This is a genomic window from Mesorhizobium sp. Cs1321R2N1 (genome assembly GCF_037179725.1).
Taxonomy (GTDB): Bacteria; Pseudomonadota; Alphaproteobacteria; order Rhizobiales; family Rhizobiaceae; genus Mesorhizobium; species Mesorhizobium salmacidum.
This window is the reverse complement of sequence record NZ_JAPYKP010000034.1, coordinates 20,887-47,086: the sequence shown is the minus strand read 5'-3', so window position 1 is coordinate 47,086 and position 26,200 is coordinate 20,887. Positions and strand designations below refer to the sequence as shown.

The window sequence follows — 26,200 nt, the reverse complement described above, 5'->3', positions numbered from 1 at the left end:
TCATGATGCGGACATCGGGCATGGCGGCAAGCTCACTGAGCGTTCGCGCAATCCATTCGGCGGCAGGCAATCCATCGATCATGCCGCCATCGGCAAGCAGGCGGCCGCCGAGGACAAAATCCTCTTCGCACAGGATGACGCGGGCGCCGCTGCGGCCGGCTGCGAGGGCGGCCGCGAGGCCAGTCGGGCCGGAGCCGGCGATCAGCACGTCGCAATGCGCCCAGGCCTTGTCGTAATGGTCGGGATCGGCGATGCCAGCAGCGCGGCCGAGGCCGGCGGCGCGGCGGATCGCCGGTTCGTAGATCGCTTCCCAGAATTTCGCCGGCCACATGAAGGTCTTGTAGTAGAAGCCGGCGACGAAGATCGGCGCGAACAGCTGGTTGACCGACATCACGTCGAAGTCGAGTGACGGCCAGCGGTTCTGGCTGGCGGCGTCGAGCCCTTCATAGAGCTCCGCCGTCGTCGCCTTGGTGTTCGGCTCGCGCCGTGCACCGCTGCGCAATTCGACCAGCGCGTTGGGCTCTTCCGACCCAGCGGTCAGGATGCCGCGCGGGCGGTGATACTTGAACGAGCGGCCAACCAGCTTGACGCCGTTGGCAACCAATGCCGAGGCAAGCGTGTCGCCTTTGAAACCGGAGAAGCTCTTGCCGTCGAAACTGAAATTCAGCGGCGCCGAACGCTCGACGAGACCGCCGTCGGCGAGGCGATTGGATTGAAAGGAAGTCACGATGCAAGCCTCACAATCGGAAAGTCGGCGCCGCCCCTCATCGCCCTGCCGGGCACTTCGCCCCGTATAATGACGGGGAGAAGGGGGCTGGCCGCGATGCTGGCTCTCTTCCTGCAACGCTGGCGATTGGCGAAACCGGCGACGGCAGCGCCCCTCTCCCCGTCGCTATACGGGGAGAGGATGCCGGCCGGCAGGTGAGGGGCAGCGCCGAGTTCGATAGGAAACCTCATTTCGCGACCTGCCTAGCGCCGGCGCCTGCCGCTGGTTCGACCGCCGAAATCTCGTGCGTCAGCGTGTTGCGGGTGACTTTCAGCCAGGCCCGGCAACCGCCGCCGTGATACCAGTTCTCGTCCATCACGCCGGCGATGTTGTCGCGCAGATAGACGTAATCGTAGACCTCATCTTCCGATGCTCCAGGTGCCGGCCGCATCGGCTTGGCATCGCCGAGATAGGTGAATTCGCCGAGTTCGCGTTCGCCGCAGAAGGGACAGGGGATGCGCATGGTTCCAGCCGCCTTCAGTGCAGGTTCGGTTGGGCGCCCTGGCCCTTTTCGTCGATGACAGCGCCAGACCGGAACCGGTCGAGACGGAAGCGGGCGGCCTCCTCATGCGACTCATCGCGGGCAAGCAGATGGGCGAAGACGAAGCCTGAGCCAGGTGTCGCCTTGAAGCCGCCATAGCACCAGCCGGCGTTGAGGTAGAGCCCGTCGACCGGTGTCTTGTCGATGATCGGCGAACCATCCATCGACATGTCCATGATGCCGCCCCATTGGCGCAGCAGGCGCACGCGGCCGATCATCGGCATCAGCGCCATGCCGCCCTCGCAGACATCTTCCATGACAGGCATGTTGCCGCGCTGGGCGTAGGAATTGTAGCCGTCGATGTCGCCGCCGAAGACCAGCCCGCCCTTGTCGGACTGGCTGACATAGAAATGGCCGGCGCCGAAGGTCATGACACCGGGAATGAGAGGCTTGATCGCCTCCGAGACGAAGGCCTGCAGCACATGGCTTTCGATCGGCAGCCGCAGGCCGGTCATTGCAGCGACCCGCGACGAAGAGCCGGCCACCGCCATGCCGACCTTGCCGGCGCCGATCCTGCCGCGCGACGTCTCGACGCCGGTCACCTTGCCGTTGGCGTCCCTGACAAAGCCGGTGACTTCGCAGTTCTGGATGATGTCGACGCCGAGTTCGCTGGCAGCGTGGGCGTAGCCCCAGGCCACGGCGTCGTGCCGCGCCGTGCCGCCGCGCCGTTGCAGCAGCCCGCCCTGCACGGGAAAGCGCGCATTGTCGAAATTCAGGAACGGGATCATCTTCCTGACCGCCGCCAGGTCGAGCAGTTCGGCGTCGATACCGTTGATGCGCATGGTGTTGCCGCGCCGCGCATAGGCGTCGCGCTGCGCGTCGGAATGATAGAGGTTGATGACGCCGCGCTGGCTGACCATCGCGTTGTAGTTGAGGTCCTGCTCCATCCGCTCCCACAGCTTCATCGACAATTCGTAGAAGCCGGTATTGCCGGGCAGGCCGTAATTGGAGCGAATGATGGTGGTGTTGCGGCCGGCATTGCCGGAGCCGATCCAGCCCTTTTCCAGCACCGCGACATTTTTGATGCCGAACTCGCTGGCCAGGAACCAGGCGGTGGCCAGCCCATGGCCGCCACCGCCGATGATCACGACGTCATAGCGATCCTTCGGCGCGGCGTCGCGCCAGGTGCGTTGCCAGTTCTTGTGGCCGGAAAGAGCGGCGCTGGCGAGCGAGAAGATCGAGTATTTCATAAAATCATTCCAAGGCCGCTCGCCCTACGCGTTGGAGGTCAGATATCCAGCGTGTGGTCGCGCTCCCACTGCGTGAAGTGCGAAGCATAGGAATTCCATTCCTGGTGCTTGAGCTTTAGGTATGCCGACGAAAATTCCTCACCCAGCGCCGCCTTGAGCGATTTGTCGTGGTCGAACTCGCGCAGCGCGTCGAGCAGGTTGAGCGGCAGTTTCGGCGCATCCGTGACGGTATGGCCGAGCTGGTACATGTCGATGTCGTAGCGCTTGCCGGGATCGGCCTTGGAGCGGATGCCGTCGAGCCCGGCGGCGATGATGACCGCCTGCAGAAGATAGGGGTTGGCGGCACCATCGGGCAGGCGCAGCTCGAAGCGGCCCGGCCCCGGCACGCGCACCATGTGGGTGCGGTTGTTGCCGGTCCAGGTCACCGTGTTCGGCGCCCAGGTCGCGCCCGAAATGGTGCGCGGCGCGTTGATGCGCTTATAGGAATTGACCGTCGGATTGGTGATCGCGGCCAGCGCCGAAGCATGCTTCATGATGCCGCCGAGGAAGTTCTTGCCCTTGGCCGAGAGGCCGAGTTCCATCGAGTTGTCGGCAAACACATTGGTTTTGCCGGTCTCGTCCCACACCGAGATATGGGCATGGCAGCCATTGCCGGTCAGGCCCTGGAACGGCTTGGGCATGAAGGTGGCGCGCAGCCCATGCTTTTCAGCGATCGACTTGACCATGAACTTGAAGAAGGAGTGCTTGTCGGCGGTGGGCAGCGCATCGTCGAAGGCCCAGTTCATCTCGAACTGGCCGTTGGCGTCCTCGTGGTCGTTCTGGTAGGCGCCCCAGCCGAGCGCCAGCATGTGGTCGCAGATCTCGGCGATGACATCGTAACGGCGCATCACCGCCTGCTGGTCGTAGCAAGGCTTCGAAGCCGTGTCGTATTCGTCGGAGATCGCCTTGCCGTCGGGCGAGATCAGGAAGAACTCGGCCTCGACGCCGGTCTTGACATGCATGCCGTCGGCGGCTGCCTCGGCGATCAGCCGCTTCAGCGTGTTGCGCGGCGCCTGGCCGACCTCCTTGTCGTCCATGATGCAGTTGGCGGCGACCCAGGCGACTTCCGGTTTCCATGGCAGCTGGATCACCGAGTCCGGATCCGGCACCGCCAGCATGTCGGGATGCGCCGGCGTCAGATCGAGCCAGGTGGCAAATCCGGCGAAGCCGGCACCGTCCTTCTGCATGTCGGCGATCGCCTGCGCCGGCACCAGCTTGGCGCGCTGGCCACTGAACAGGTCAGTGTAGGAAATCATGAAATATTTGACGCCGTTCTCTTTGGCGAATGCGGCGAGATCGTTCCCCATTATAGTTCCTCGCTTATGTCTTTGGATGTGTTCTAGAAGCCGTTCTTTCCCGGTATCCAGTTGGTGCCGGCCAGCGGCACGCCGGCCATGGCGGCGGCCTCGATCGTCAATGCGACGAGGTCCTCGGGTTCGAGATTGTGCAGGCTGTTCTTGCCGCAGGCGCGGGCGATGGTCTGCGCCTCGAGCGTCATCACCTTCAAATAGTTCGCCAGCCGGCGCCCGGCGGCCACGGGGTCGACCCGCTTCATCAGTTCCGGATCCTGCGTGGTGATGCCGGCAGGGTCTTTGCCCTCATGCCAGTCGTCATAGGCGCCTGAGGTGGTGCCGAGTTCGTTGTACTCCGCCTCCCAGCGGGGATCATTGTCGCCGAGCGCCACGAGTGCCGCCGTGCCGATCGACACCGCGTCGACGCCGAGCGCCAGCGCCTTGGCGACATCGGCGCCGTTGCGGATGCCGCCGGAGACGATCAGCTGCACCTTGCGGTGCATGCCGAGATCCTGCAGCGCCTGCACGGCCGGCCTGATACAGGCGAGCGTCGGCTGGCCGACATTTTCGATGAACACTTCCTGCGTCGCCGCCGTGCCGCCCTGCATGCCGTCGACCACCACGACATCGGCGCCGGCCTTCACCGCGAGTGCCGTATCATAGTAGGGGCGGGCGCCACCGACCTTGACGTAGATCGGCTTTTCCCAGTCGGTGATTTCACGCAATTCGAGGATCTTGATCTCAAGGTCGTCCGGGCCGGTCCAGTCGGGGTGGCGCGAGGCCGAGCGCTGGTCGATGCCTTTCGGCAGCGTCCGCATCTCGGCGACGCGATCGGAAATTTTCTGGCCAAGCAGCATGCCGCCGCCGCCAGGCTTGGCGCCCTGGCCGACGACGACTTCGATGGCATCGGCGCGGCGCAGGTCGCGCAGGTTCATGCCATAGCGCGACGGCAGGTATTGATAGACCAGTTGCTTGGAATGACCGCGCTCTTCCTCGGTCATGCCGCCATCGCCGGTCGTGGTCGATGTGCCCGACAGCGTCGCGCCGCGCCCGAGCGCTTCCTTGGCCGGGCCGGATAGCGAGCCGAAGCTCATGCCGGCGATGGTGATCGGGATATTTAGTTCGATCGGCTTCTTCGCATGCCGCGACCCCAGCACCACTGAGGTGTCGCAGCGCTCGCGGTAGCCTTCCAGCGGATAGCGCGAGATCGAGGCGCCGAGAAACAGAAGATCGTCGAAATGCGGCAGCTTGCGTTTGGCGCCGGCACCTCTGATATCGTAGATGCCGGTCGCCGCGGCGCGGCGGATTTCGGAAAGCGTGTAGTCGTCGAAGGTCGCGGATTTGCGCGGCGTCGTCGGCGGGTTGCGATAGGTCATGCTGCCTCAATACGCGTCGGCGTTGTCGATATTGAAATTGTAGAGCGTGCGCGCCGAGCCGTAGCGCTTGAACTCCGACGGCTTGACGCCGGTCACGCCGGCGCGATCGAGCAGACCCTGCAGCAACTCCAGATGCTCGGGCCGTAACTCCTTGGCAATGCAGTCAGCGCCCAGACTGTCGACCTTGCCGCGCACGAAGAGCCGCGCCTCGTAGATGGAATCGCCCAGCGCGTCGCCGGCATCGCCCAGAACCACGAGATTGCCGGACTGCGCCATGAAGGCCGACATGTGGCCGATATTGCCGTGCACGACGATGTCGATGCCCTTCATTGAGATGCCGCAGCGCGACGAGGCATTGCCTTCGATGACCAGCAGCCCGCCCTTGCCGGTGGCGCCGGCATATTGGCTGGCGTCGCCCTTGATGACGATGGAACCCGACATCATGTTCTCGCCAACGCCCGGGCCGGCCGAACCATGCACGGTGATCGTGCTGCCCGAATTCATGCCGCCGCAGTAATAGCCGACGCTGCCGCGCACATCGATGCTGACGGGCTGGTCGACGCCGACGGCGACCGAATGGCTGCCTTTCGGGTTGAGCACTTCCCACGCCGTCTCGTTCGAGCCGGGAGCCAGATTGTGCAGCGCCTGGTTGAGTTCGCGCAGCGACAGGACGTCGAGGTCGAAGACGCGCGCATGGCTGTCGCGCATTGCCTTGGAGGTTGCCGGCATGAACTCAATGCTCCCAGAAATAGACGGTTGCGGGCTCCGGTTCCCAGACCTTCGCATTGTCTATGCCGGGCAGTTTGGTCAGCGCGCGATATTCCGAGCCGAAGGCGACATACTGGTCGGTCTCGGCCATCACGGCGGGCTTGCAGGCGATCGGATCGCGCACCACGCCAAAACCGTTCTTGGTGCCGACGACGAAGGTGAAGAAGCCGTCGAGGTCGGAGAGCGTGCCTTCCAGTGCCTCGCCGAGGTTCTTGCCATGGGCCATTTGCGAGGAAAGGTAGGCGGCCGCCACCTCGGTATCGTTCTCTGTCTCGAATTTCATGCCTTCGCGCACCAGTTCGCGGCGGACATTGTTGTGGTTGGACAAAGAACCATTGTGCACCAGGCACTGGTCGGCACCCGTCGAGAAGGGATGCGCGCCCATCGTCGTCACCGCCGATTCCGTCGCCATGCGGGTGTGGCCGATGCCATGCGTGCCGGTCATCTTGCGGACATCGAAGCGATCGACGACAGCTTCGGGCAGGCCGACTTCCTTGTAGATCTCCACCGCTTCGCCGGCGCCCATGATGCGGATGTCGGGCCTGAGCGACTGGAGGGCTTCACGCGCCGCGTCGACCTTGTCGGGCGTGGTCCTGACCACCGCGTGTGTCGATTTGACCGCAATGCTCACCGGCGCTCCGAGAGCCTTGGCGAGTTCGGCGTCCAGGCCGCGGAAATCGCGTTCCGGCTTCGGCGACTGGATGGTGATCTTGGCCTCGTTGCCTGATGTCGCGCCATAGATGGCGATGCCGGCGCTGTCAGGGCCGCGATCGCTGAGCGATACCAGCATCTCCGACAGCATAGCGCCGAGCTTCGGCTCCAGCGCCTTGTCCTTCAGGAAAAGTCCAACGATTCCGCACATGTCAGCCTCCCGACGTTTGTGACTAGAGATGATGTACCGAATGAAATCCTGGAATTCAATGGGATGAAAAAAATTTTCCTCTGATTACGTATGCGGCTCAATGCCACTCTGCGTATCGCCCTGCGGTCGGGCATTATGAGCCCACTTGGCGGTACGGATGCGGGCGATTTTGTAGGCGTCGAGGATCGACAGCGCATAGATCAGAAAGCCGCCCGCATGACGGCCGACGAAGCTCGCATCCGGCGGCGAAATCTTGGCGGTCACCCAGGCCAGGATGACCATGAAGAAAAGGAACTGCAGTCCGCGCACGGGTACGCCAAGAATGACATGACCGCTTGCCGGCAGCACGATTGCGGCGCCCAGGACGAGATAAGGGCTCACGGGTGCCGGCGATGTGTTTGAAGTGCTCATGCCACCTGCCGTTCGCTTTGGTTGATGGCGTCCCGCAGCTTCGAGAGAGAGACGAGCAGCCGCTCGATCAGCGTCGCATCGATCCGCGTGTCACTGAACGCTGCTTGCCGGAAGACGCCGTAGCGTGCCCGCTCGGCCTCGGCCAGCAGCCACACGATGCGCACTCCGTTTGGCGTGATCAGCAGCTCCTTGGCGCGGCCATCCGCAAAGGTTTCAAGATGACCGGCGATGATGCCTTGCGGAAAACGCGTGCCTCTGCGGTCCGTCCGCAGCACCGCTTCGGCTGGAAATCCCGGAGCTTTCGGCAGCGTATGGTCCAGATGATCGAAATTGGAGAAGGTCGTCGGTGAGCCCGGCCGCATCATCATATCGAAAATGGCTGACACCGCGACCTTCTCGGTGATCGAAACACTGAGCCAGCGCGCCGGCAGTTTCCGCGTCGCCAGCGTGTCGACGATGGTGCGCAACTGGACGCGTTGGCCGTTCCACGATCCTTCCCAGGTGATGACGCCGGCGGTGCCGTCCGAGACATTGGCCGCGTCCGCGACGACGGTGCGAATGCTGGCCTCGCCGGTGGCGAGCGCTGCCGAGGCCTTGTCGCGGCTGCGGCGTGCCAGCCACGCAAAATGAAGGACGAGAGCCAGGACAATTGCCCCGGCAAGCAGTGCTGATGTCACTTCGGACATTTTTTTCGTGCAAGGCCCGTCCAGATCCTGGGCGGGCCTACTCCCATCAATAGCCCTGCGGCTTCGGCCACGGCATGGTGAACTGGTCGCCCCGCCGCACGAATTTGTAGCGGTAGAAATGGAACCACAGCGAGATCAGGAAATAGAAGGCGACCATGGCGATCAACTGCGAGCCGAAGCCGAGGAAGATGGCGAAGAAGGTCACCACGCACAGGCAGAACAGGACGATTGCCGGCAGCGGATGGAAGGGGTGCGTGTAGCCGCGGCGGATCGAGCCCAGCGGCCACTTCTTCCTGAACATCATGATGTTGATGCTCATGAAAGTGTATTGCAGCACGCCCGACAGGATCGAGAAGGTGATCGCCTGGTTGAGATCGGCGATGAAGGCGAAGGCCAGTGCGATCGGCAGCAGGAACAGGATCGACCGGTAGGGCGTGCGGTATTTCGGATGGACCGCCGAAAACCAGCTCGGCAGATAGCGGTCGCGGCCGAGCGAGAACCAAGCGCGCGCCGCGTCGTTGATGCAGCCATTGGCGGAGGCAAGCGCGGCGAGCAGCGTCGCGATGAACAGAAGGTTCTCCAGCAGCGGGCTTCCGGTCAGCTTGCCGGCGTCCCACAGCGGATAATAGGTGATGCCGAGATATTCCCAAGGCATCAGCGAGGCGCAGACATACCAGGTCATGGCGGCGGCGATCAGAAGCGTGATCATGCCGGCCATGGTGCCGTAGGGCAGGGAACGTGCCGGCGAGCGCACTTCCTCGGCCGCCTGCGTGGTGCCTTCGATGCCGAGATAATACCAGATGCCGAACTGGAAGGCGGCAATGACGCCGATCCAGCCATAGGGCAGCGCGTTGCCTGGAGTGACCAGTTCGTTGAGCTTCAGCACCGTGCCTTGCGTCCAAGGGCTGACCGAGAAGAACAGGACGACGATCGAGACATAGGCGATGGCCGTGATGACGAAGTTGACGTTGAGCGTCATCAGCACGCCGCGATAGTTGAGCCAGGCCAGAACCACGATGGTGGCGGCGATGAAGGAATTGTGGGTTAGCCCTTCGACTCCCGCCTTGGCGACGATGGTGTCGCCGAGCAGGATGGCGTCGGACACTTCCAGCATCGTATAGGCAAAAACCAGGAACAGCGCGACGTTGAAGGCCATCAGCGGGCCGACGATGTGCTTGGCCTGCGCATATTGGCCGCCGGCGGCGGCCACCGTCGACGTCACCTCGGAATCGATCATGGCCACCGAGGTGTAGAGCAGCCCGACGACCCAGCACACGATCAGGGCCGCCAGCGCGCCGCCCTTGTCGGCCGAGAAATTCCAGCCGGTGAACTCGCCGACCAGAACGATGCCGACACCGAGCGCCCAGACATGGGCCGGGCCAAGCACCCGAAGCAGCGATACCCGGTCGCCGTGAATTGTGGTGGTGGTGTTTTCAAGCGCGACCGTCATCGATCAATCCCCACTCAGATCCGGTGTTTTTCGGAAACGGCTTCAAGCTCGCCTTCGCGCGACGAGGTCAGAACGTCCTCGGAGTAGTTCGTATCAACCTTGAACCAGTCGTAGAGCATCCAAAGCGCGAGCACGATCGAGATGCCCCAGCATGCGTAAGAGAGTGCCACCCACATGACCGTGTCTCCAAATTCTTCGTCGTCAAACTCTATTTGTCGTCGAACTTTTCGTTGATGACATCGCGATATTCGCGGTCGGATGCCCGGAACAGGAACACGAAATAACCGATCAGCACGGCCGCCATGATGATCAGCGTCGGCCAGTCGATGATGTAGTGGAACCGGTTCTGGATGATGTCGTGCGCGGTTTCCGGCGTATAGCCGAGCTTTTCCCAGATCGACGCCATGGTCGGATTCTGTCCGAGCGCTTCCCAGGTCTTGGCATCGAGCGCATCGATGGATTTCGCGGCACCGGCAAGACCAAGCTTCAGCGGGAGCCACAGCGCCACGAAGATGGCGACCACCACAACGGCGATGTCGAAGACTTGCCCGGCCTTGCTCTGTTCCGGCGGCATATAGCGGGACATTGTTTCTCCCCTCAGGACTTGCGGTTGCGGGACGCGTCGGCGTTCTTGATGTCGAGCCCGTAGATGAACTCCTTGTCTTCCTTGTAGTGTTTGACCATCGCCAGGATGGCTGCCGTGTTGAAGATGAGCACCGCGGCGGCGGCCAGGGCGACGACGGCCTTGATGCCGCTCTGCGGAATGTATGGCCATGTCATGAAGAGGACGAAGAGGATCGTCGCCCACAGGCAGACGATCAGGAGCGCGGATCCGCGCAAGTCGGAGCGGTACAGCGCCTCGATGCGCTGCTGCAGGTCTGACATCGGTTTTCCCCTTCTTTGCCGACGTCCGGTTCCGAATCCACCGCCCGCCGCTCTCTTTCAAGAGAGTGAAATTTTTTTCATAAGTTCCGCCGGAATCTCCGACTTGTCAAGACGAATTTACGCGGCGTTAACCGCTCGTTTCGAGTGAACAATTTTGCCTGACAATGAAATTATTTGCTTCAAGGGGATTGCAGGCTTCCCGCGTTTGCGGTCAATATTCCATCCAAAGCTCCGGCCTCGGGCAATGGAGCAGGGAACAGCAGGATTTTCGAACGGAGGACGAGCGGATGACGGCATCCTGGAGATTTTCAACCCTGGCGGATCGCCATCGCGCTCTGGGGTCGAAACTCGAAGACTGGAGCGGTATGGGCACCGCCTGGACCTACGACAAGGATGCCGATGAGGAATATATCGCCATCCGCACCAAGGCCGGGCTCATGGATGTTTCCGGCCTGAAGAAGGTGCACATCACAGGGCCGCACGCCTCGCATCTCATCGACCTCGCCACAACGCGTGACGTCGATAAAATCTATCCCGGCAAGTCGGCCTATGCCTGCATGCTGAACGAAGCGGGAAAGTTCACCGACGACTGCATCCTCTACCGCACGGGACCGAATTCCTGGATGGTCGTGCACGGCTCGGGCACCGGCCACGAGGAACTGCAGCGGGCGGCGATGGGCCGCGACGTGTCGCTGCGCTTCGACGACAATCTGCATGATTTGTCGCTGCAGGGGCCGGCGGCGGTCGACTATCTGGCCAAGCACGTGCCCGGCATCCGCGACCTCAACTATTTCCATCACATGCAGACGCAGCTGTTCGGCTTCCCCGTCATGATCTCGCGCACCGGCTATACCGGCGAGCGGGGCTACGAGATCTTCTGCCGTGGCCAGGATGCCGGCACGATCTGGGACAGGATCCTCGACGAGGGCAAGGGCGCCGGCATTATTCCGTGCCGCTTCACCACCCTCGATATGCTGCGCGTCGAGAGCTACCTCTTGTTCTACCCCTATGACAATTCGCAGAAGTACCCGTTCCAGAACGAAGGCCCCGGCGACACGCTTTGGGAACTCGGCCTCGACTTCACCGTCAGCCCCGGCAAGACCGGGTTCCGCGGCGCCGAAGAGCACTATCGCCTGAAAGGCAAGGAGCGCTTCAAGATCTACGGCGTCCTGCTCGACGGCAAGGAACCGGCCGATGAAGGCGCTCCGATCTATCGCGACGGCAAAAAGGTCGGCGTGGTCACCTGCGCCATGTATTCGCCGCTGGTCGAGAAATCGATGGGCATCGCCCGGCTCGACGTCGACTGCGCGGTCAAGGACACCAAGCTCGAAATCCGTAACAAGAGCGGTTCCATCAAGGCGACGGCGCAGCCCTTGCCGTTCGACGATCCCAAGAAGACCAAGCGCACGGCGAAAGGCTGAGGCATAATCGACGAGGGGTTTCGAGGCACAAAGACAGAATGGCAGCCAAGACCATCATCAGCCGGCCGATTTACGGGACCCTGTCTCCGCAGCCCGGCACGCATCATCTTTTCCTAGCGGATGCGAAAGGCGCGCTCGCGATAACGGACATGGCCGCCAGGGCTCCGGGCGGGTTCTTCGACGGGGCCGAAATCGTCTTCATTCCCGGTCCTGACGGCCAATACGTTGCCGCTCTCGAAGCGTTGAAGCCGGCGCAACTGCACATCGCGCCGTCCTTCGCCAGTCTGCTGCCGCGTCTGAAGCAGACGCTGACCAACGCGCATATGGGTCTGCGCCTCTATCTCGCCGGCACCGAAGGGCTGATCGGCCAGGCCATGCAGGTGGCGCTCGAAGCCGGCATCGATCATACCTCCATGCAGACCGAGCATCGCGGCTCGCTGGCAAGGCGCATGCAGTGCGTGCACTGCAAGGGCATCACCGAGAATGTCACGACGCAGCCGGCGACCTGTTCGCATTGTGGCCTGCTTCTGTTGGTACGCGATCACTATTCAAGGCGCCTCGCCGCGTTCCAGGGCGTCTGCATCAATGCCGAAGATCGCAGTGAAATTCCTCCCATGGAGGAGATCTTTCGATGAGCACCGGAACCACCAAGCTCGACGTCGTCGTCAGCGATGTCGTCCCGGTCAACGACCTGGTCACCCGTTTCCATTTTCGCCGGCGTGATGGTGAGCTGTTGCCGACCTTTTCCGGCGGCGCCCATGTCGTGGTCGAGATGCGCGATGGCGAGCGCACAAGGCTCAATCCCTATTCGCTGATGGGCTCGCCGCTCGACACGCGCGAATACACCATCTCGGTGCGCCGCGACGATGTCGGTCGTGGCGGCTCGCTGTTCATGCACAGGTCGGTCAAGCCGGGCCTGGAGATGGTGATCAGCTATCCCGTCAATCTGTTCTCACTCGATCTCAGGGCCAAAAAGCACCTGATGCTGGCCGGCGGCATCGGCATCACGCCGTTCATGGCCCAGACCGCGCAACTGGCGGGCGAAGGCGGCAATTTCGAACTGCACTACACCTGCCGCACCGCCTCGCTCGGCACCTATGCCGACGTGCTGCGGGAGCGCTACGGCCGTCGAGTCAGGCTCTATCACGATGACCGCGAGGAACGCATAGAGCTCGACCGGATGCTGTCCTCGCAGCCGCTCGGCACGCATCTCTATGTCTGCGGCCCCGCCGGCATGATCAACTGGGTGCGCGACCGTGCTGCCGCGCTCGGCTGGCCGCCGGAGACCGTGCACTACGAGCACTTCGCGGCGCCCCAGCCCGGTCTGCCGTTCGACGTGACCCTTGCCGTCAGCGGCAAGACCATCCGCGTCGGCGAGCAGCAGAGCCTGCTCGAAGCCATCGAAGCCGCCGGTGTCGATCCGCCCTATCTTTGCCGTGGCGGCGTCTGCGGCCAATGCGAGACCAATGTCATCTCGTGTGACGGCAAGTTCATCCACAACGACCATTGGCTGAGCGAGGAAGACCACCGTTCCGGCAGGAAGATCATGCCGTGCGTGTCGCGCTTCGAAGGCCGGTCGCTGGTGCTGGAGCGATAGAGCATTTGCAGCCAAGCTAATACACTTGGCGTCGCAGAAATGCGGCTAAAACAAAGAGATAGAGCCGGCATCCCGCTCTAGGAGGAAAACATGGGCATCACCTTTCGCAAGGAAACGTTCCGCGACGACTTCACCTTCAGGAACAGCCCGGAGCACATCAGGCGGTTTCCGTTCCCGTTCCACGAGGACAGCTACATGTACGCGGTCAACATCGAGCCGCATGTCGTCGGCCCGAAAGGCTCGGTGCTGGAGAACCTGATCGACGTCGACGAGCACTATGTCGCCGAGATGCAGGACCGCGCGCTGGTGCTGGCCGAGGATCCGTTGCGCTGCCAGTCGCTGCCGCACATGACGCTCGCCGGCTGGGACCTGCTGGAACTTTTGATGGAGCAGCATGCGCTGGGCTATCCCGAGCATTTCACGCTGACGCGCGATGGCGACCGCTGGCGCTGGATCAACCGGCCGCTCGGCATCGACGACACCTTCACCTTCGGCGACACCTCGACCTTGCCTTACGGGCCGATGGAATACATCACCCGCCAGAGCCAGGGCGATTTCTGCATACTCGACCAGCGCGACGGCAATCTGTGGATGGATGCCGGCATGGTCACCACCCAGGCCGACTGGTCGCTCGATTTCGACATCGGCATGAATTTCTTCGAGTGGCACGCGCCGGTGCCGCTGGCGCATGAGAAGGGGATTTTCGTCAGGGCGCTAAAATTCCTCACCAACATCCAGCAAGGCAAACCGGCCAGGCGTCTGAACTGGACGATGACCATCAATCCGCGCCTCGATACCAGCCCCGAAAATTATCACAAATGGGGACCGGACCGCACGACCGTGACGCCCGAAAATGTCGGCGACAAGGTGCATCTGCGGGTCGAATTGCAAAGCTTCTGGCGGCTGCCGCGCTCCAACGGCATCGTCTTCCCGATCCGCTGCTACCTGATCAAGATGGACGAGCTGGTCACGCAGCCGAAATGGGCACGGCGCCTGCACCGCGTGATCCGCGATCTGCCCGAGGAACTGGCCAATTACAAAGGCCTGACCCGGTATCGGTCGACGCTGGTCGAGTGGCTGTCGAAGCTGGATGACGGCAGCCCGACGAGCCCGGGTTTTGGGCCGGATTAAAGGGGAGATCGGCCACTTACCCCGCACTATTCTGCGGATAGCAGATAATCGACAAATAGCGCATCGGCAGTTTCGTCAGTTGTTCGGGTCCGTGCGGTGCGTCGGCGTCGAAGAACAGGCTGTCGCCGGGCTTCATCGGGTAGAGATTGCTGCCGTGCCGGTAAACGACCTCGCCCTCGAGCATGTAGAGGAACTCCATGCCCTCGTGCTGGAAGGTCGGGAACACGTCGGAATCCTCGGTCAGCGTGATCAGATAGGGTTCGACGACGACGCCGCTGGTGTTCGAGCCGATATGGCCGAGCAGATTGTATTGGTGGCCGGCGCGCGTGCCTCGGCGCTCGACATCCAGGCCTTGTCCGGCCTTGACGAAGACAGCACTTCGCTCCTCCTCGAAGCGGCGGAAGAAGGCGGTGACGGGAACGCCGAGCGCCCGCGACAGCGCCTGCAAGGTGGTGAGCGACGGCGAGGTGATGCCATTCTCGATCTTCGACAGCATGCCCAGCGAAATGTCGGTGGCGACCGCGAGATCCGCGACGGTGATGCCGAGCTTCTTGCGGAACGCCCGCACCTCGCGGCCGATCGCGACCTCCAGCACTTTTTCGCGGGTGTCGCGAATGGCGTGCGGGTTTTGCGTCAGCGGCGCGCGGATGGTCCTGCCGTCCGCCGACACTTTCGGTGACGGTTTTGCCTTTGCGCTCGCGGGAGCCTTGGTATCCGAAATTGCCTTTGCCATGTCGCCCCCGATCATAAGGATTTATTTCACTCAAGGTGAACATGTCAGGTGCCGATACAGAGCGCAACCGCAACGGCAAGTCATCTTATGTCGCACACGGCAGTGCGGCCATCGCGGCTGCCGCAGGTTTTTCGCCAGGAATTCGCTGTGCTCAAATGCCGTTCCCGCAGATGTCTGTTGACAGCACCAAGCGGCCAATTACTGTCACTGCCAGTGAAATTTGTTTCGCTGGGGAAATCAAAAAGAGGAGGCCCGGAATGAACACTCGCGTTGCCGTTATCGGAGCCGGACCGTCCGGTCTGGCCCAGCTCAGGGCCTTCAAGTCGGCCGCAGACAAGGGCGCCGACATTCCCGAGATCGTCTGCTTTGAAAAGCAGTCCGACTGGGGCGGCCTGTGGAACTACACCTGGCGCACCGGCCTCGACGAACATGGCGACCCCGTCCACGGCTCGATGTACCGCTACCTCTGGTCGAACGGTCCGAAGGAATGCCTGGAATTCGCCGATTACACGTTCGAGGAGCATTTCGGCCGGCCGATCGGCTCCTATCCGCCGCGCGCCGTGCTGTGGGATTACATCAAGGGCCGCGTCGAGAAGTCGGGCCTGCGCAAATGGGTGCGCTTCAACAGCCCGGTGCGCATGGTCACCTTCTCCGACGAGACGAAGAAATTCACGGTCACCGCGCATGACCGCACCAATGACGTGACTTACTCCGAGGAGTTCGACAATGTCGTCGTCGCTTCGGGGCATTTCTCCGTGCCCAACGTGCCCTATTTCGAAGGCTTCTCGACCTTCAACGGCCGCATCCTGCACAGCCACGATTTCCGCGACGCGATGGAGTTCAAGGGCAAGGACATCCTGATCATCGGCCGTTCCTATTCGGCCGAGGACATCGGCTCGCAATGCTACAAATATGGCGCGAAATCGATCACCTCCAGCTACCGCTCGAAGCCGATGGGCTTCAAATGGCCCGAGAATTGGAAAGAGGTGCCGCTGCTGCAGAAGGTCGTCGGCAAGACAGCGCATTTCAAGGACGGCACCACCAAGGATGTCGACGCCATCATCCTGTGCACCGGCTACCTCCATTCCTTCCCCTTCCTCACCGACGACCTCAAGCTCAAGACCGCCAACCGCATGTGGCCGCTGGACCTCTATGAGGGTGTCGTCTGGGAGAAGAACCCGAAGCTTTCGTACATCGGCATGCAGGACCAGTTCTATACCTTCAACATGTTTGACGCGCAGGCCTGGTTCGCGCGCGACGTCATTATGGGCCGCATTAAGTTGCCCTCGGCGGAGGCGATGGCGGCGCATGGCGCGAAATGGCGCGCCCGCGAGGAAATGCTCGAGGACGCCGAGCAGATGATCTGGTTCCAGGGTGACTACACCAGGGAGTTGATGGACCAGACCGACTATCCCGGCTTCGACGTCGAGGCGGTCAACCAGACCTTCATGGAGTGGGAGCACCACAAGGCGGAAGACATTATGAGCTTCCGCGACCACGCCTACCGCTCGCTGATGACCGGGACCATGGCGCCGCTGCACCACACGCCCTGGCTGCAGGCGCTGGACGATTCCATGGAGAGTTACCTTGAGGTGAAGGGCGTCGCGGCGGAGTAGCCGCGGCGCATCTTCCTGACTATCCGAGCCTTGCCCGCGCCTTCGCCGTCCAGGCATTGAACAGCCGGTCGGCGACGATGCCGATGAAGGCGATGGCCAGGCCCGCGACGATGCCGCGGCCGGAATCGGCCTTCGACAATGCGATGAACACTTCCTGGCCGAGGTCACGCGTGCCGACCATGGCGCAGATGATGATCATCGCCAGCGCCATCAGGATGGTCTGGTTGACGCCGAGCATGATCTCCGGCAGCGCCAGCGGCAGTTGCACCCGAAAGAAGGTCTGGCGCGGCGTGCAGCCCGAAACTTTCGCGGCCTCGATCAGCGCCGGCGGCACCTGCCTGATGCCGTGGTTGGTGTAGCGGATTGCCGGCACCACGGCGAAGGCAACCGTGGCGATCATCGCGGTGACGTCGCCGACACGGAACAGCATCACCACCGGAATGATGAAGCAGAAGGACGGCAGCACCTGCAGCGTGTCGATGATGGGCGTGACGATCTTTTCGAAACGGTCGCTGCGCGCCGCCGCAAGCCCGATTGGAATGCCGATCAGGCAGGCGATGAAGGCCGATATGCCGCAGAGATAGACCGTCGCCATGGTTTTTTCCCAAAGGCCTGTGATGGCGCAGAAGGCGGTGAGTGCCGCGACAAGTGCGGCCAGCCGCAAACCTGAGAGCTGGTAGCCGGCAAGGCCGAGCAGGAACACCGCACCCAGCCACGGGAACCCTTCGCAGAAGGCGCGCAGCGGATTGAGCACATTGAGGATCAGCGCCACCCGAAACGCTTCGATGACGTCGAAGAAGTTGATCGTCACCCAGTTCACAGCCGCTTTCCACAATGGCGCGGTGGTGAAGGTGATCGCCTTCGGCACGGACGCGAAGGCCGGCACGAACAGGCCGAGCAGCGTCGTGACGACAAGGACAGCGATGGCCAGCGTCAGATTGGGGTAGCGCCGCCAGAAACGCGGGTTCGCGGACGACCGGTGGACATTGCCTGTTGCCTGCTTGTGGGCGATGGCCTGGCTCAGCCGGTCGAGCGCGATGGCGAGCGCGACGATCGCGAGTCCGGCTTCCATCGCTTCGCCGACCTTGAGCGCGCGCAGGCCGAGCAACACGTCGTAGCCAAGCCCGCCGGCGCCGATCATCGAGGCGATGATCACCATGTTCAGCGCCAGCATGATCACCTGGTTGACGCCCACCATCAGCGTCGGCCGTGCCGAGGGGAGCAGCACGCGCCACAGTTTCTGCCGCGCCGTGCAGCCGGCCATTTCGCTGAAATCGTCGATCTCGGACGGCACCCGCGATAGGCCCAGCATCGTTGCCCGCACCATCGGCGGCGTGGCGAAGATGGCGGTGGCGATCATCGCCGAGACCGGGCTGTTGCCGAACAGCAGCAGCATCGGGATGAGATAGGCGAAGGTCGGGATGGTTTGCATCAGGTCGAGGGCAGGGGAGACGACGAACCGCTCCGCCCACGGCTTGCGCCACGCCCAGATGCCGGCGAATAGCCCGGTGACGATGCAGAACGGCACGGCGATCGAGATCAGCGCCAGGGTCAGCATGGCGCTGGTCCACTGGCCGAACAGCGCGATGTAGAGGAAACAGCCGCCAACCAGCAGGCCGAGTTTTCTGGCGCCGGCCGCATAGCCGGCAAGGAACGCCGCCGCGCAGACGCCAACCCAGGACAAACGCGGCAACACGAAAGCGTCGGCGCCATGGCCGAACTTGAAATTCTTGGCCAAGAGATTGAGCGCGAAGTCGAGCGGCACGCCGAGCACCGCGGTGACCGAGCGGGTCAGCCAGGACAGGTTCGACTTGATCCAGCCCATCAGCGTGCTGACCCAGTCGGCGACGGGGACGACCGCCTCGACCGGGTAGTTGACGGCCCATGGCAGTTTGTCCTGAAGCAGGAACACCACCAGCACGGCGGCAAGCGCGAGCACCCAGATCACCAGCCAGCGTTGAACCGGCGGTCTTGTCTGGCTGGCGCTTGCCGTTACCGTCATGCGCCGGCTCGCTCGATGCCGGCCAGCAGATCGATCACCGCTTGCGGCGTCACTTCGCCGATCGGCGTGCCGGTGCCGTCGATCACCGCGAACGGTTTGCCGACGGCAACGATGCTGGCGGAAAAACTCGCTATCTTGGCCCCCGGCGCCACGGTGCCGCCATGCTCGGCGCCGTCGCAAGCGCGCATCAGGCTGCGCGCCGAGATCACCTTGGCGCGGTCGACGTCGCGGGTGAACTCGGCGACATAGTCGGTCGCCGGATTGACCACCAGTTCTTCCGGCGTGCCGATCTGGATCACCTCGCCGTCCTTCATGATGGCGATGCGGTCGGCGAGCCTGATCGCCTCGTCGAAATCATGGGTGATGAACACAATGGTCTTGTGCAGCATGGTCTGCAGCCGCATCAACTCATCCTGCATTTCGCGGCGGATGAGCGGATCCAACGCAGAGAACGGCTCGTCGAGAAACCATATCTCGGGCTTGGTTGCGAGGCTGCGGGCGATGCCGACGCGCTGCTGCTGGCCGCCCGACAATTCGCGCGGGTAGAAATGTTCGCGCCCGCGCAGACCGACGAGGTCGATGACTTCGCGGGCGCGCGCCTCGCGTGTCGAACGATCCTGCCCCTGGATGCTGAGCGGGAAGGCGATGTTGTCGAGCACGTTGAGATGCGGCAGCAGGGCGAAGTTCTGGAACACCATGCCCATGCGGTGGCGCCTGAGTTCGATCAGCGCGGCATCGGAAATCTTGAGCAGGTCCTTGCCTTCGAATTCGACCTTGCCATGTGTCGGCTCGACCAGCCGCGACATGCAGCGCACCAGCGTCGATTTGCCGGAGCCCGACAGCCCCATGATGATGAAGATCTCGCCCTGCCGGATCTCCAGATCGACGGCGCGAACCGCACCCACCAGCCCGGCCGCCGAGACGTCCGCCATGCTGGCCTTGCCGTCGCGCTCGCGGATGAAATCGGCGGCATTCGAGCCGAACAGTTTCCAGACATTACGGCAGGCAAGTTTTATCGGGCGGGGATTCTTTCCCGCATTCGATGCCTGTTCAATCGCTTCCGTCATTCAGTCGTCCTTCTGGAGCATCAGGAATTGAGACCCGGCTGCTCAACAGCCGGGTCTCCCTTTTCCAGTCGGAGCGATCACTGCGCCCAGGCTTTCCAGTCTGCCTCGTGGGCGGCGATCCAGGCGGCGGCGACGTCTTCCGGCGTCTTGCCGTCGAGGTCGATCTCGCCGCTCATCTTGTTCAACTCGTCGGTATCGACCGTGTAGGCCTTGGCCACCTTGTAAGCGACCGGCCATTTGTCCTTCATGCCGTTCCAGGAGTATTTCCAGATCTCGCCATGCGGCTTGCCGCAGTCATATTTGGCGTCCGGGTTCACGCCCCATTTCGGGTCGTTGTAGCATTCGGGCGTGTATTCCGGGAATTGCACCCATTCGCCCTTGTATTTTGCCGGCGCCCAATGCGGCGAATAAATCCACAGCATGATCGGCGCCTTGCGCTGATAGGCGGAATCGAGTTCGGCGAACATCGCCGCATCGGTGCCGGCATGGATGACCGTGAAGGGCAGTTTCAGTGCCGCGACGCGTTCGTCGTCAAAACCTTCCCAGGTCACCGGGCCGCCGAGGTAGCGCCCCTTCGGCGCCGTTTCGGCGGTCGAGAACGATGCCGCGCAGGTGGCGTCGAGCAGCGCGTGCCAATCCGGCAAGGTCGGGCACTTTTCCTTCATGTATTCGGGAAACCACCACTCTTCCTTGGCCTTGGGCCCGAGCTTGCCCAGCCTTTCGGTCTGCCCCGTGGCGTCGGAAGCCTTCATGGCTTCGCCGGCGGTGGTGTCCCAGAACTCCAGGCCGACATCGATATCGCCATTGGTGAGGCCGGTTGTCAGGCTGGAGAGATAGTCGGCGGTCGGGTATTCGACGGTATAGCCGAGCTTTTCCAGGATGCCGCCGAGGATCTTGGCGTTGAGGTTGACGCTGGTCCAGTCGAACAAGGCAATCTTGATCGGGTCGTTGGATTCCGGTGCCGCTGCCTGCGCTGTTGGCGTCAGCACACTTGCCGCGGCAAGTGCAAAAGCTCCCATTGAGAATTTCGAAATCACACTGCGAATTGGCATTGCTTGGTTCTCCTTCAAGCTGTGACGATTGTTGGTCGTTCCCTTTTTGCGTCTTTCCTTGATTGTGTTGGAAAGGCCGGCTGTTGCGCAAGGCCGTTATCGCCAGCGCAGGCGCGGCGATGCTCGATTTCGGTGATCACGGACGCTGCCGAGGCGGGCAGTCTCATGGCCGATCGATCGCCGCGACGGCGATCCGCGGATCAATTGCCAGTCCTGCGGCGCCCTGCAAGGTGCGAGCCATCAAGGTCCCATGATCCCGAGCATTTCCGCGGAATTGCTCTCGGCCATAGCCCTGGCAAGCCCCGTCTCGCCAGCGCTGTTTCATAGGATGAAATTATATATACCAACGTTCATGCCGCGCAACGACTAACGCCACGCTCGCGCCGGAATTTCAGACCGCAGGCGAAGCCGGCGGGACATGGCTCGCATGTCCCGTTACCAGCAGACGTAGCCCCCATCGACGATCAGGTCGAGGCCGGTGACGAAGCTCGACGCCCGGCTGGCCAGGAACACCGTCGGCCCGACCATTTCCTCGGGCGCCGCCATGCGTCCCATTGGCGTGTCGCGTTTGAAGATCTTTACCTGTTCGGCCACCTCCGGCCGTTTGTTCATCGGCGTCAGCGTGTAGCCCGGGCTGACGACGTTGACGCGCAGCCCACGATCGGCCCACTCCATGGCGAGGCTCTTCGACAGATGAATGACGGCGGCCTTCGAGGAATTGTAGTGCGCCTGCGTCAGCCCGCGATTGACGATGGTGCCCGACATCGAGGCGATGTTGATGATCGAGCCCTTGCCCCGCGCCAGCATCTTGCGCGCTTCGGCCTGGCAGGACAGGAACACACCGGCGACGTTGACTTCGTGCACTTTCCGCCACTTTTCCAGCGGCAGTGTCTCCGCTGGTTCCGAGCCGGCAATGCCGGCATTGTTGACAGCGACCGTCAACGCACCGAGTTCGGCTTCCACGCGATCGATAGCCGCCGCGAGATCGCTATCCGAGGTCACGGTGCCGGTCAGCACCAGCGCCCGGCGGCCGAGCGCGGTGATCCGGTGAGCGGTTTCGTCCAGCCCGCCCTTCGACGTATGGCCGAAACAGGCGACATCGGCGCCTGCCTCGGCCAGCCCGATCGCGATTGCCTGGCCAATGCCGCTGCCGGCACCAGTGACCAGCGCGACATCGCCCTCCAGTTTGAAAAGATCCATTGCCTTGCCTCCCTTGTCGAGGAAGGTTATGCGCATTGCCGTCCTTTGATCAATCTCATCAGAAGTCGCAAGCCTTTGGGCGCCGGTCACTGGACCAGGCCTTGAGCGGCACGGGCTTGAACTTGCCCTTGATCGGCTTGCCGTCTTCAAGGTCCTTGGAGACGATGCCTACGCCTGTGAGATAGTTGATGTCGCAGCCCGCCGAGCGTCGTCTTGACGCCATCCGACGTCTGCTGGTTCCAGTTCCAACTGCGGTTGTAGCCACCGACCAGGAATTGGCCCCGGCGATAGACGATCGTCATGGTTTCTTCTGTCGACTTGCTGGCGCCGCATCCGAAGCAGGACGTTATCGCCAGCGATCCCTTGCCCTTGGTTTCAAGGTCGAGGACCCGATCTTCCGTCAGTCCTTTCCCGGCGAAATCGGGGCGACGCGAGGAATCGAGCTTCTCCTCGCCGGTTGTCAGGTAAATATAGAGATCGGCCGGCGCACCAAGCTCCTGCGTTACCCTCGCCCGATCCATCTTGCCGTCCTGGTCGATATCGAGCTTGAGCTCGAACGCTGGCGGACTTTCGGCAAATCCCACTGCGGGCAGCGCGACGAGGCCAACGAGCCAGGCAAGGGCCGCATCATGAAATGCCGTCATGAGCAGTCGTCCGCCGTGAGTGTTCAGCCTAACACCGACCGGGACGGAGGAAATACGAAACCCAGGCAGACCTCGAGTGCAATCGACTACGTGACGGCCTCAGAAATATCCGTCCGAGGCGGGTGCGGTCGTTGATCGACTGCACCCCGGTCCAGAAGGGCAGGCACACAAGTTCGGCACCGGCAATGTCGATGGCGTCGCGGCCGGCCAGCCGGTGGGAGAGCACATCATTGATGATGACGGCCGCCGCCGGCGTCGGCGGCGTGGCCTTGATGCTGCGGATCTTCATCGGCCGATCTCGAAGAACGGCTTGCCGAGCAGGTCGGGAACGACGTCGATGCCAAGGCCCGGCCCAGCGGGAATGCCCATGCGGCTGCCGGTGACCGGCGGCGCGTTCGACGCGGTGCGCACCGTCACCCATTCATGAAAGGCAATCGCGTGCAGCCGGCGCTCCTCCGGCGTCGACAGCGACAGATGCGCCATGGCGGATGTATCGATCTCGGCGCCGCCGGTATCCTCGACCGTGATCATGAAGCCGAGGTCGACGGCGACGTCCCGGATCAGGCGGGTCTTGGTGACGCCGCCGAGCCGCGAGATCTTCAGCGTCAGTCCGTCGGCCGCGCCGAGGCGATGGATTTCCAGCATCGCCTCGAGCGAAGTGACGGATTCGTCGAGCACCATCGGTTTGTCGAGCATGCGGCGCACCGACATGTTCTCGTCGATGGTCGTGCAGGGCTGCTCGAACGTATAGTCGATCGCCCGCGTCGCATCGGCGAACTGCCGCGCCTGGTAAGGTGTCCAACCGGCATTGGCGTCGCAGAAAATGACAGTGCCTTTCGGCACCGAGGCGGCGACCGCGGTGACGCGTTCGATGTCGTCATGGACATTGCCGCCGACCTTGACCTGCAGCCGGCTGAAACCGTCCTCGACGATGCGCCCGGCAAGTGCGGCCATTTGATTGACCGTGCCATGGGTAACGACCTTGTAGAGTTCCGCCGTGTCGCTTTCCTTGCCGCCAAGCAGCGTCACCAGCGGCACGCCGGCGGCGCGCGCCGCCAGATCCCAGCAGGCCATGTCGAGCGCTGATTTGATGTAGGGATGGCCCTTGAACACGGTGTCCATCAGCCGGCCGATGCTGGCCAGCCCGCACGGGTCCTGGCCGACAAGATGCGGTGCGATCTCCGGCACGCCGGCCCTTGTGCCGGCGGGGAAGGCGGCCGAGTAGAAATTGCCGAGCGGCGCCATCTCACCCCATCCGGTGATGCCGCTGTCGGAGGTGATGGAGACGATCACGGCGTCGAAGCAGTCGGCCACGCGTCCCTTGGACATGTGATAGGGGCCGTCCACGAAGGGCTGCACGACGTGAAAGGCTTTGATGGTTTCGATCTGCACGTGGGGTATCCATTATCCGCGATGAGGGAAGGGGTCAGGCGCCTTTCGACGGACGCCTTTCGAGGTCGCGCGCATGGGCAAGAAGCTCTTCGAAATCGAGATCGATATGCTCGCGGGCATGGCGCTGGGCGGCACGCATGTCGTCGCCCTTGAGCAGCGCCACATAGGTTTCGTGGATATCTTCGGCCGGCACGGGTTCCTTTCGCGCCTGCTGGTGCAGGGCGAAGTACATCTGCAAACGGCTGGTCAGCCTTTGCCAGGTTTCCAGGAGCACCGAATTGTCGGCCCATTCATGGATCAGACCATGCAGTTGCAGCGCGGTTTCGATCTGCCTTGTGGTGTCGCGATCGCGGGTCGCCTGTTTCACCGCCTCATGCCGCCGGTCAAGCTCTTCGAAGAAACGCTGGTCGCGCTGCTTCCACGTCCGTTCGATGGCGAACTCGTCCAGCACCTTGTTGAGCGAATAGGCGTCGTCGATGTCCTTGGCGGTGACATTGATGACGAAGGTGCCGGCATAGGGGATGCTGGTCAGAATGCCTTCCTGCACCAGCTCGCGCATCGCCTCGCGCAGCGGCGCACGGCTGACCCGCATCTGTTCGGAAATCCTGAGTTCGTTGAGCTTCTGGCCGGGCTCGAGCTGACCAGTCAGGATCGCGCGCCGCAGCAGTGCCAGATTTCGGCGCGGCGCGTCGTGTCGGCAATCGGGCTGAACTCCGTCTTCACCGTCCGGTCCACTCCAGCGGGAACAGAACACAAGACAATCAGATTGTCGACAATCTAACAAGAGTTCGTGGTCTTGATTTTTCGGTTTCCGACGGCGCCGACGTCGCCGCCCAGGTCGGTCTGCTCATGAAAACGGCGCCCGCGACCCGGGGAAAAGGTCGAGGGCGCCGCGGAAACCGGGCCTGCGGGGGAGTCAGGTAGCCGGTTTCTGTGGGAGGGGCGAAATCGGCATTCCGGGGCCGATCTTCTGCAGGTTGCCTGTGATCACCTGGTCGCCTTCGGCGACGCCGCTGAGGATGGCGACCATATCGCCGCTGGTCGGCCCGAGCGAAACCAGCCGCTGGTCAACCGTATTGCCCTTGCCGACGACGTAGAGATATTTGCCGAGCTGGCTTGATCCCAGCGCGACCTGCGGCACCAGCAGCGCATCGGGCTGTTGTTTGACGTGCAGCCGCACGCGAACATACTGGCCAGGCAAAAGCGTGAACTTGGCGTTGCCGATGGTGGCGCGTGCGGTGATCGTGCCGGTCGAGTGATCGATCGTGTTGTCGATAAAGGTGAGCTCGCCCTTCTGGTGGGCTTCGGTCTCACCCGGAAGCAGGACCTCGACCTCGATCGGGCCGGCAGCGCGCGCTTCCTCGATCTGCGCCAGATCCGTCTCGCTCGGATTGAAGGTGACGTAGATCGGATCGAGCTGCACCAGCGTGTTGAGCACGGTGCCGGCAACGCTGACCAGCGTTCCCACGGAAGCCTGGTTGCGGCCCAGGCGTCCGGGGAACGGCGCGTGGATTTCAGCATAGCTCAGATTGAGCTCGGCCGTGCGCACGGCAGCCTGGTTGAGCGCCAGCGAAGCCTGCGCCCCGCGCAAGGTGCTGGTGCGCTGGTCGAAGCTGTCCTTGTCCAGGTAACCGCTCTTGGCGAGCTCGGTACCGCGGCCGAGATTGGAACGCGCATAATCGAGCGTCGCCGTATCGCGCTGTACCTGTGCCTTCGCCTGGTCGAGCGCGGCCTGGAAATCGTCAGGCGAGATCTTGTAGAGCAGGTCGCCCTGCCGCACGTCGGCGCCGTCTTGCGCCGTCTGTTCCTGCAGGTAGCCGGGGACGCGCGCCTGCAGCGTGATGCTGCGGATCGGCTCGGTCCGCGCGGCATAGTCGAGATAGATCGGGATCGTCTTCTTGACCACGTTCGCCACCGGCACCGGCATGACGAACGCTGCTGGGGCCGGCGCCGCCCCGGCCGTGCCGGCATTCAGGCTGATATTGCCCATGTCCAGCAGGTGGACGCTGGCAACCGAGATCGCACCCAGCGCGACAGCCGTTCCCAACGCGATTTTCCATTTACGCATGATCATTCTCC

At 62.8% G+C, this 26,200-nt stretch carries 27 protein-coding genes and 1 pseudogene; 5 read left to right on the top strand and 23 right to left on the bottom strand.

Features of this window, described 5'->3' with window-relative positions; all coding sequences use genetic code 11:
* The 13 genes from O7A61_RS12070 to O7A61_RS12010 all read right to left on the bottom strand — a co-directional run.
* Positions 1 to 727 (bottom strand): 2Fe-2S iron-sulfur cluster-binding protein (locus tag O7A61_RS12070; RefSeq protein WP_337129968.1); only part of this gene is annotated, 727 nt, incomplete at its 3' end.
* A 226-nt stretch (positions 728 to 953) separates the two neighbouring features.
* Positions 954 to 1,229, bottom strand: coding sequence for a sarcosine oxidase subunit delta (locus O7A61_RS12065; RefSeq protein ID WP_337129967.1), 276 nt, complete (start codon positions 1,227 to 1,229; stop codon positions 954 to 956).
* Between the two features lie 14 nt (positions 1,230 to 1,243).
* On the bottom strand, positions 1,244 to 2,497 hold the full coding sequence (locus tag O7A61_RS12060; RefSeq protein ID WP_337129966.1) for a sarcosine oxidase subunit beta family protein: 1,254 nt from the start codon (positions 2,495 to 2,497) through the stop codon (positions 1,244 to 1,246).
* Between the two features lie 38 nt (positions 2,498 to 2,535).
* Positions 2,536 to 3,843 carry a type III glutamate--ammonia ligase gene (glnT, locus tag O7A61_RS12055; protein WP_027142255.1) on the bottom strand — a complete coding sequence of 436 codons (1,308 nt, stop codon included), beginning with the start codon at positions 3,841 to 3,843 and terminating at the stop codon, positions 2,536 to 2,538.
* A 32-nt stretch (positions 3,844 to 3,875) separates the two neighbouring features.
* Positions 3,876 to 5,204: an FMN-binding glutamate synthase family protein gene (locus O7A61_RS12050; RefSeq protein ID WP_337129965.1), complete on the bottom strand. Its 1,329-nt coding sequence runs from the start codon at positions 5,202 to 5,204 to the stop codon at positions 3,876 to 3,878.
* A gap of 6 nt (positions 5,205 to 5,210) precedes the next feature.
* Positions 5,211 to 5,933: a GXGXG domain-containing protein gene (locus O7A61_RS12045; protein WP_027142256.1), complete on the bottom strand. Its 723-nt coding sequence runs from the start codon at positions 5,931 to 5,933 to the stop codon at positions 5,211 to 5,213.
* A gap of 4 nt (positions 5,934 to 5,937) precedes the next feature.
* On the bottom strand, positions 5,938 to 6,834 hold the full coding sequence (locus O7A61_RS12040) for a class II glutamine amidotransferase (protein ID WP_337129964.1): 897 nt from the start codon (positions 6,832 to 6,834) through the stop codon (positions 5,938 to 5,940).
* A gap of 84 nt (positions 6,835 to 6,918) precedes the next feature.
* Entirely contained in the window at positions 6,919 to 7,245 is a 327-nt protein-coding gene (locus tag O7A61_RS12035; RefSeq protein WP_337129962.1) for a hypothetical protein, read from the bottom strand.
* Entirely contained in the window at positions 7,242 to 7,931 is a 690-nt protein-coding gene (locus O7A61_RS12030; RefSeq protein WP_337129961.1) for a hypothetical protein, read from the bottom strand. The genes O7A61_RS12035 and O7A61_RS12030 overlap by 4 nt, the downstream gene beginning before the upstream one ends.
* A gap of 46 nt (positions 7,932 to 7,977) precedes the next feature.
* Positions 7,978 to 9,381: an APC family permease gene (locus O7A61_RS12025; RefSeq protein ID WP_337129959.1), complete on the bottom strand. Its 1,404-nt coding sequence runs from the start codon at positions 9,379 to 9,381 to the stop codon at positions 7,978 to 7,980.
* A 14-nt stretch (positions 9,382 to 9,395) separates the two neighbouring features.
* Positions 9,396 to 9,557 (bottom strand): hypothetical protein, encoded by a 162-nt coding sequence (locus O7A61_RS12020; RefSeq protein WP_027142261.1) that lies wholly within the window; start codon positions 9,555 to 9,557, stop codon positions 9,396 to 9,398.
* A 32-nt stretch (positions 9,558 to 9,589) separates the two neighbouring features.
* Complete coding sequence (locus tag O7A61_RS12015) at positions 9,590 to 9,967, bottom strand: hypothetical protein (RefSeq protein WP_337129958.1); 378 nt, start codon at positions 9,965 to 9,967, stop codon at positions 9,590 to 9,592.
* An 11-nt stretch (positions 9,968 to 9,978) separates the two neighbouring features.
* Entirely contained in the window at positions 9,979 to 10,266 is a 288-nt protein-coding gene (locus tag O7A61_RS12010) for a hypothetical protein (RefSeq protein ID WP_337129957.1), read from the bottom strand.
* A 287-nt stretch (positions 10,267 to 10,553) separates the two neighbouring features.
* On the opposite strand from O7A61_RS12010, the gene O7A61_RS12005 reads away from it, so the two are divergent.
* The 4 genes from O7A61_RS12005 to O7A61_RS11990 all read left to right on the top strand — a co-directional run bounded on the left by O7A61_RS12005 (position 10,554) and on the right by O7A61_RS11990 (position 14,415).
* Entirely contained in the window at positions 10,554 to 11,687 is a 1,134-nt protein-coding gene (locus O7A61_RS12005) for an aminomethyltransferase family protein (RefSeq protein ID WP_337129956.1), read from the top strand.
* Between the two features lie 38 nt (positions 11,688 to 11,725).
* Positions 11,726 to 12,322 carry a dimethylamine monooxygenase subunit DmmA family protein gene (locus O7A61_RS12000; protein WP_337129955.1) on the top strand — a complete coding sequence of 199 codons (597 nt, stop codon included), beginning with the start codon at positions 11,726 to 11,728 and terminating at the stop codon, positions 12,320 to 12,322.
* Positions 12,319 to 13,284 (top strand): PDR/VanB family oxidoreductase, encoded by a 966-nt coding sequence (locus tag O7A61_RS11995; protein ID WP_337129954.1) that lies wholly within the window; start codon positions 12,319 to 12,321, stop codon positions 13,282 to 13,284. Before O7A61_RS12000 ends, O7A61_RS11995 begins: the two co-directional genes overlap by 4 nt.
* Positions 13,285 to 13,374: 90 nt before the next feature.
* Positions 13,375 to 14,415, top strand: coding sequence for a heme-dependent oxidative N-demethylase family protein (locus tag O7A61_RS11990; RefSeq protein WP_337129953.1), 1,041 nt, complete (start codon positions 13,375 to 13,377; stop codon positions 14,413 to 14,415).
* A gap of 16 nt (positions 14,416 to 14,431) precedes the next feature.
* Here the strand turns inward: O7A61_RS11990 and O7A61_RS11985 are convergent, their stop codons facing one another.
* Positions 14,432 to 15,148 carry a helix-turn-helix domain-containing protein gene (locus tag O7A61_RS11985; protein ID WP_140507935.1) on the bottom strand — a complete coding sequence of 239 codons (717 nt, stop codon included), beginning with the start codon at positions 15,146 to 15,148 and terminating at the stop codon, positions 14,432 to 14,434.
* Between the two features lie 257 nt (positions 15,149 to 15,405).
* Between O7A61_RS11985 and O7A61_RS11980 the strand changes: the two genes are divergently transcribed.
* A complete protein-coding gene (locus O7A61_RS11980) occupies positions 15,406 to 16,764 on the top strand; it encodes an NAD(P)/FAD-dependent oxidoreductase (RefSeq protein WP_337129952.1) in 1,359 nt (452 codons plus the stop codon).
* Positions 16,765 to 16,783: 19 nt separating this feature from the next.
* Here the strand turns inward: O7A61_RS11980 and O7A61_RS11975 are convergent, their stop codons facing one another.
* The 9 genes and pseudogenes from O7A61_RS11975 to O7A61_RS11935 form a co-directional block, all read right to left on the bottom strand.
* Positions 16,784 to 18,766, bottom strand: a complete 1,983-nt coding sequence (locus O7A61_RS11975) for an ABC transporter permease (RefSeq protein WP_337129951.1) — start codon at positions 18,764 to 18,766, stop codon at positions 16,784 to 16,786.
* Entirely contained in the window at positions 18,763 to 19,833 is a 1,071-nt protein-coding gene (locus tag O7A61_RS11970; protein ID WP_337129950.1) for a quaternary amine ABC transporter ATP-binding protein, read from the bottom strand. Before O7A61_RS11970 ends, O7A61_RS11975 begins: the two co-directional genes overlap by 4 nt.
* Positions 19,834 to 19,910: 77 nt before the next feature.
* Positions 19,911 to 20,885: an ABC transporter substrate-binding protein gene (locus tag O7A61_RS11965; protein ID WP_027142272.1), complete on the bottom strand. Its 975-nt coding sequence runs from the start codon at positions 20,883 to 20,885 to the stop codon at positions 19,911 to 19,913.
* A 435-nt stretch (positions 20,886 to 21,320) separates the two neighbouring features.
* Positions 21,321 to 22,085 carry an SDR family oxidoreductase gene (locus O7A61_RS11960; protein ID WP_337129949.1) on the bottom strand — a complete coding sequence of 255 codons (765 nt, stop codon included), beginning with the start codon at positions 22,083 to 22,085 and terminating at the stop codon, positions 21,321 to 21,323.
* A 146-nt stretch (positions 22,086 to 22,231) separates the two neighbouring features.
* Positions 22,232 to 22,729 (bottom strand): hypothetical protein, encoded by a 498-nt coding sequence (locus O7A61_RS11955; protein ID WP_337129948.1) that lies wholly within the window; start codon positions 22,727 to 22,729, stop codon positions 22,232 to 22,234.
* 28 nt (positions 22,730 to 22,757) lie between these two features.
* Positions 22,758 to 23,018 carry a hypothetical protein gene (locus tag O7A61_RS11950; protein ID WP_337129947.1) on the bottom strand — a complete coding sequence of 87 codons (261 nt, stop codon included), beginning with the start codon at positions 23,016 to 23,018 and terminating at the stop codon, positions 22,758 to 22,760.
* Positions 23,015 to 24,121: a mandelate racemase/muconate lactonizing enzyme family protein gene (locus O7A61_RS11945; RefSeq protein WP_337129946.1), complete on the bottom strand. Its 1,107-nt coding sequence runs from the start codon at positions 24,119 to 24,121 to the stop codon at positions 23,015 to 23,017. The genes O7A61_RS11950 and O7A61_RS11945 overlap by 4 nt, the downstream gene beginning before the upstream one ends.
* Before the next feature lie 34 nt (positions 24,122 to 24,155).
* Positions 24,156 to 24,844, bottom strand: a pseudogene (locus O7A61_RS11940) (GntR family transcriptional regulator).
* Positions 24,845 to 25,037: 193 nt separating this feature from the next.
* Positions 25,038 to 26,189, bottom strand: a complete 1,152-nt coding sequence (locus O7A61_RS11935; RefSeq protein ID WP_027142277.1) for an efflux RND transporter periplasmic adaptor subunit — start codon at positions 26,187 to 26,189, stop codon at positions 25,038 to 25,040.
* Positions 26,190 to 26,200: the final 11 nt, after the last annotated feature.

Bases quoted from the DNA above. Each gene is read 5' to 3' on its own strand.
- O7A61_RS12065 (WP_337129967.1), bottom strand. From the start codon at position 1,229: ATGCGCATCCCCTGTCCCTTCTGCGGCGAACGCGAACTCGGCGAATTC.
- O7A61_RS12060 (WP_337129966.1), bottom strand. From the start codon at position 2,497: ATGAAATACTCGATCTTCTCGCTCGCCAGCGCCGCTCTTTCCGGCCAC.
- glnT (WP_027142255.1), bottom strand. From the start codon at position 3,843: ATGGGGAACGATCTCGCCGCATTCGCCAAAGAGAACGGCGTCAAATAT.
- O7A61_RS12050 (WP_337129965.1), bottom strand. From the start codon at position 5,204: ATGACCTATCGCAACCCGCCGACGACGCCGCGCAAATCCGCGACCTTC.
- O7A61_RS12045 (WP_027142256.1), bottom strand. From the start codon at position 5,933: ATGCCGGCAACCTCCAAGGCAATGCGCGACAGCCATGCGCGCGTCTTC.
- O7A61_RS12040 (WP_337129964.1), bottom strand. From the start codon at position 6,834: ATGTGCGGAATCGTTGGACTTTTCCTGAAGGACAAGGCGCTGGAGCCG.
- O7A61_RS12035 (WP_337129962.1), bottom strand. From the start codon at position 7,245: ATGAGCACTTCAAACACATCGCCGGCACCCGTGAGCCCTTATCTCGTC.
- O7A61_RS12030 (WP_337129961.1), bottom strand. From the start codon at position 7,931: ATGTCCGAAGTGACATCAGCACTGCTTGCCGGGGCAATTGTCCTGGCT.
- O7A61_RS12025 (WP_337129959.1), bottom strand. From the start codon at position 9,381: ATGACGGTCGCGCTTGAAAACACCACCACCACAATTCACGGCGACCGG.
- O7A61_RS12020 (WP_027142261.1), bottom strand. From the start codon at position 9,557: ATGTGGGTGGCACTCTCTTACGCATGCTGGGGCATCTCGATCGTGCTC.
- O7A61_RS12015 (WP_337129958.1), bottom strand. From the start codon at position 9,967: ATGTCCCGCTATATGCCGCCGGAACAGAGCAAGGCCGGGCAAGTCTTC.
- O7A61_RS12010 (WP_337129957.1), bottom strand. From the start codon at position 10,266: ATGTCAGACCTGCAGCAGCGCATCGAGGCGCTGTACCGCTCCGACTTG.
- O7A61_RS12005 (WP_337129956.1), top strand. From the start codon at position 10,554: ATGACGGCATCCTGGAGATTTTCAACCCTGGCGGATCGCCATCGCGCT.
- O7A61_RS12000 (WP_337129955.1), top strand. From the start codon at position 11,726: ATGGCAGCCAAGACCATCATCAGCCGGCCGATTTACGGGACCCTGTCT.
- O7A61_RS11995 (WP_337129954.1), top strand. From the start codon at position 12,319: ATGAGCACCGGAACCACCAAGCTCGACGTCGTCGTCAGCGATGTCGTC.
- O7A61_RS11990 (WP_337129953.1), top strand. From the start codon at position 13,375: ATGGGCATCACCTTTCGCAAGGAAACGTTCCGCGACGACTTCACCTTC.
- O7A61_RS11985 (WP_140507935.1), bottom strand. From the start codon at position 15,148: ATGGCAAAGGCAATTTCGGATACCAAGGCTCCCGCGAGCGCAAAGGCA.
- O7A61_RS11980 (WP_337129952.1), top strand. From the start codon at position 15,406: ATGAACACTCGCGTTGCCGTTATCGGAGCCGGACCGTCCGGTCTGGCC.
- O7A61_RS11975 (WP_337129951.1), bottom strand. From the start codon at position 18,766: ATGACGGTAACGGCAAGCGCCAGCCAGACAAGACCGCCGGTTCAACGC.
- O7A61_RS11970 (WP_337129950.1), bottom strand. From the start codon at position 19,833: ATGACGGAAGCGATTGAACAGGCATCGAATGCGGGAAAGAATCCCCGC.
- O7A61_RS11965 (WP_027142272.1), bottom strand. From the start codon at position 20,885: ATGCCAATTCGCAGTGTGATTTCGAAATTCTCAATGGGAGCTTTTGCA.
- O7A61_RS11960 (WP_337129949.1), bottom strand. From the start codon at position 22,085: ATGGATCTTTTCAAACTGGAGGGCGATGTCGCGCTGGTCACTGGTGCC.
- O7A61_RS11955 (WP_337129948.1), bottom strand. From the start codon at position 22,729: ATGACGGCATTTCATGATGCGGCCCTTGCCTGGCTCGTTGGCCTCGTC.
- O7A61_RS11950 (WP_337129947.1), bottom strand. From the start codon at position 23,018: ATGAAGATCCGCAGCATCAAGGCCACGCCGCCGACGCCGGCGGCGGCC.
- O7A61_RS11935 (WP_027142277.1), bottom strand. From the start codon at position 26,189: ATGCGTAAATGGAAAATCGCGTTGGGAACGGCTGTCGCGCTGGGTGCG.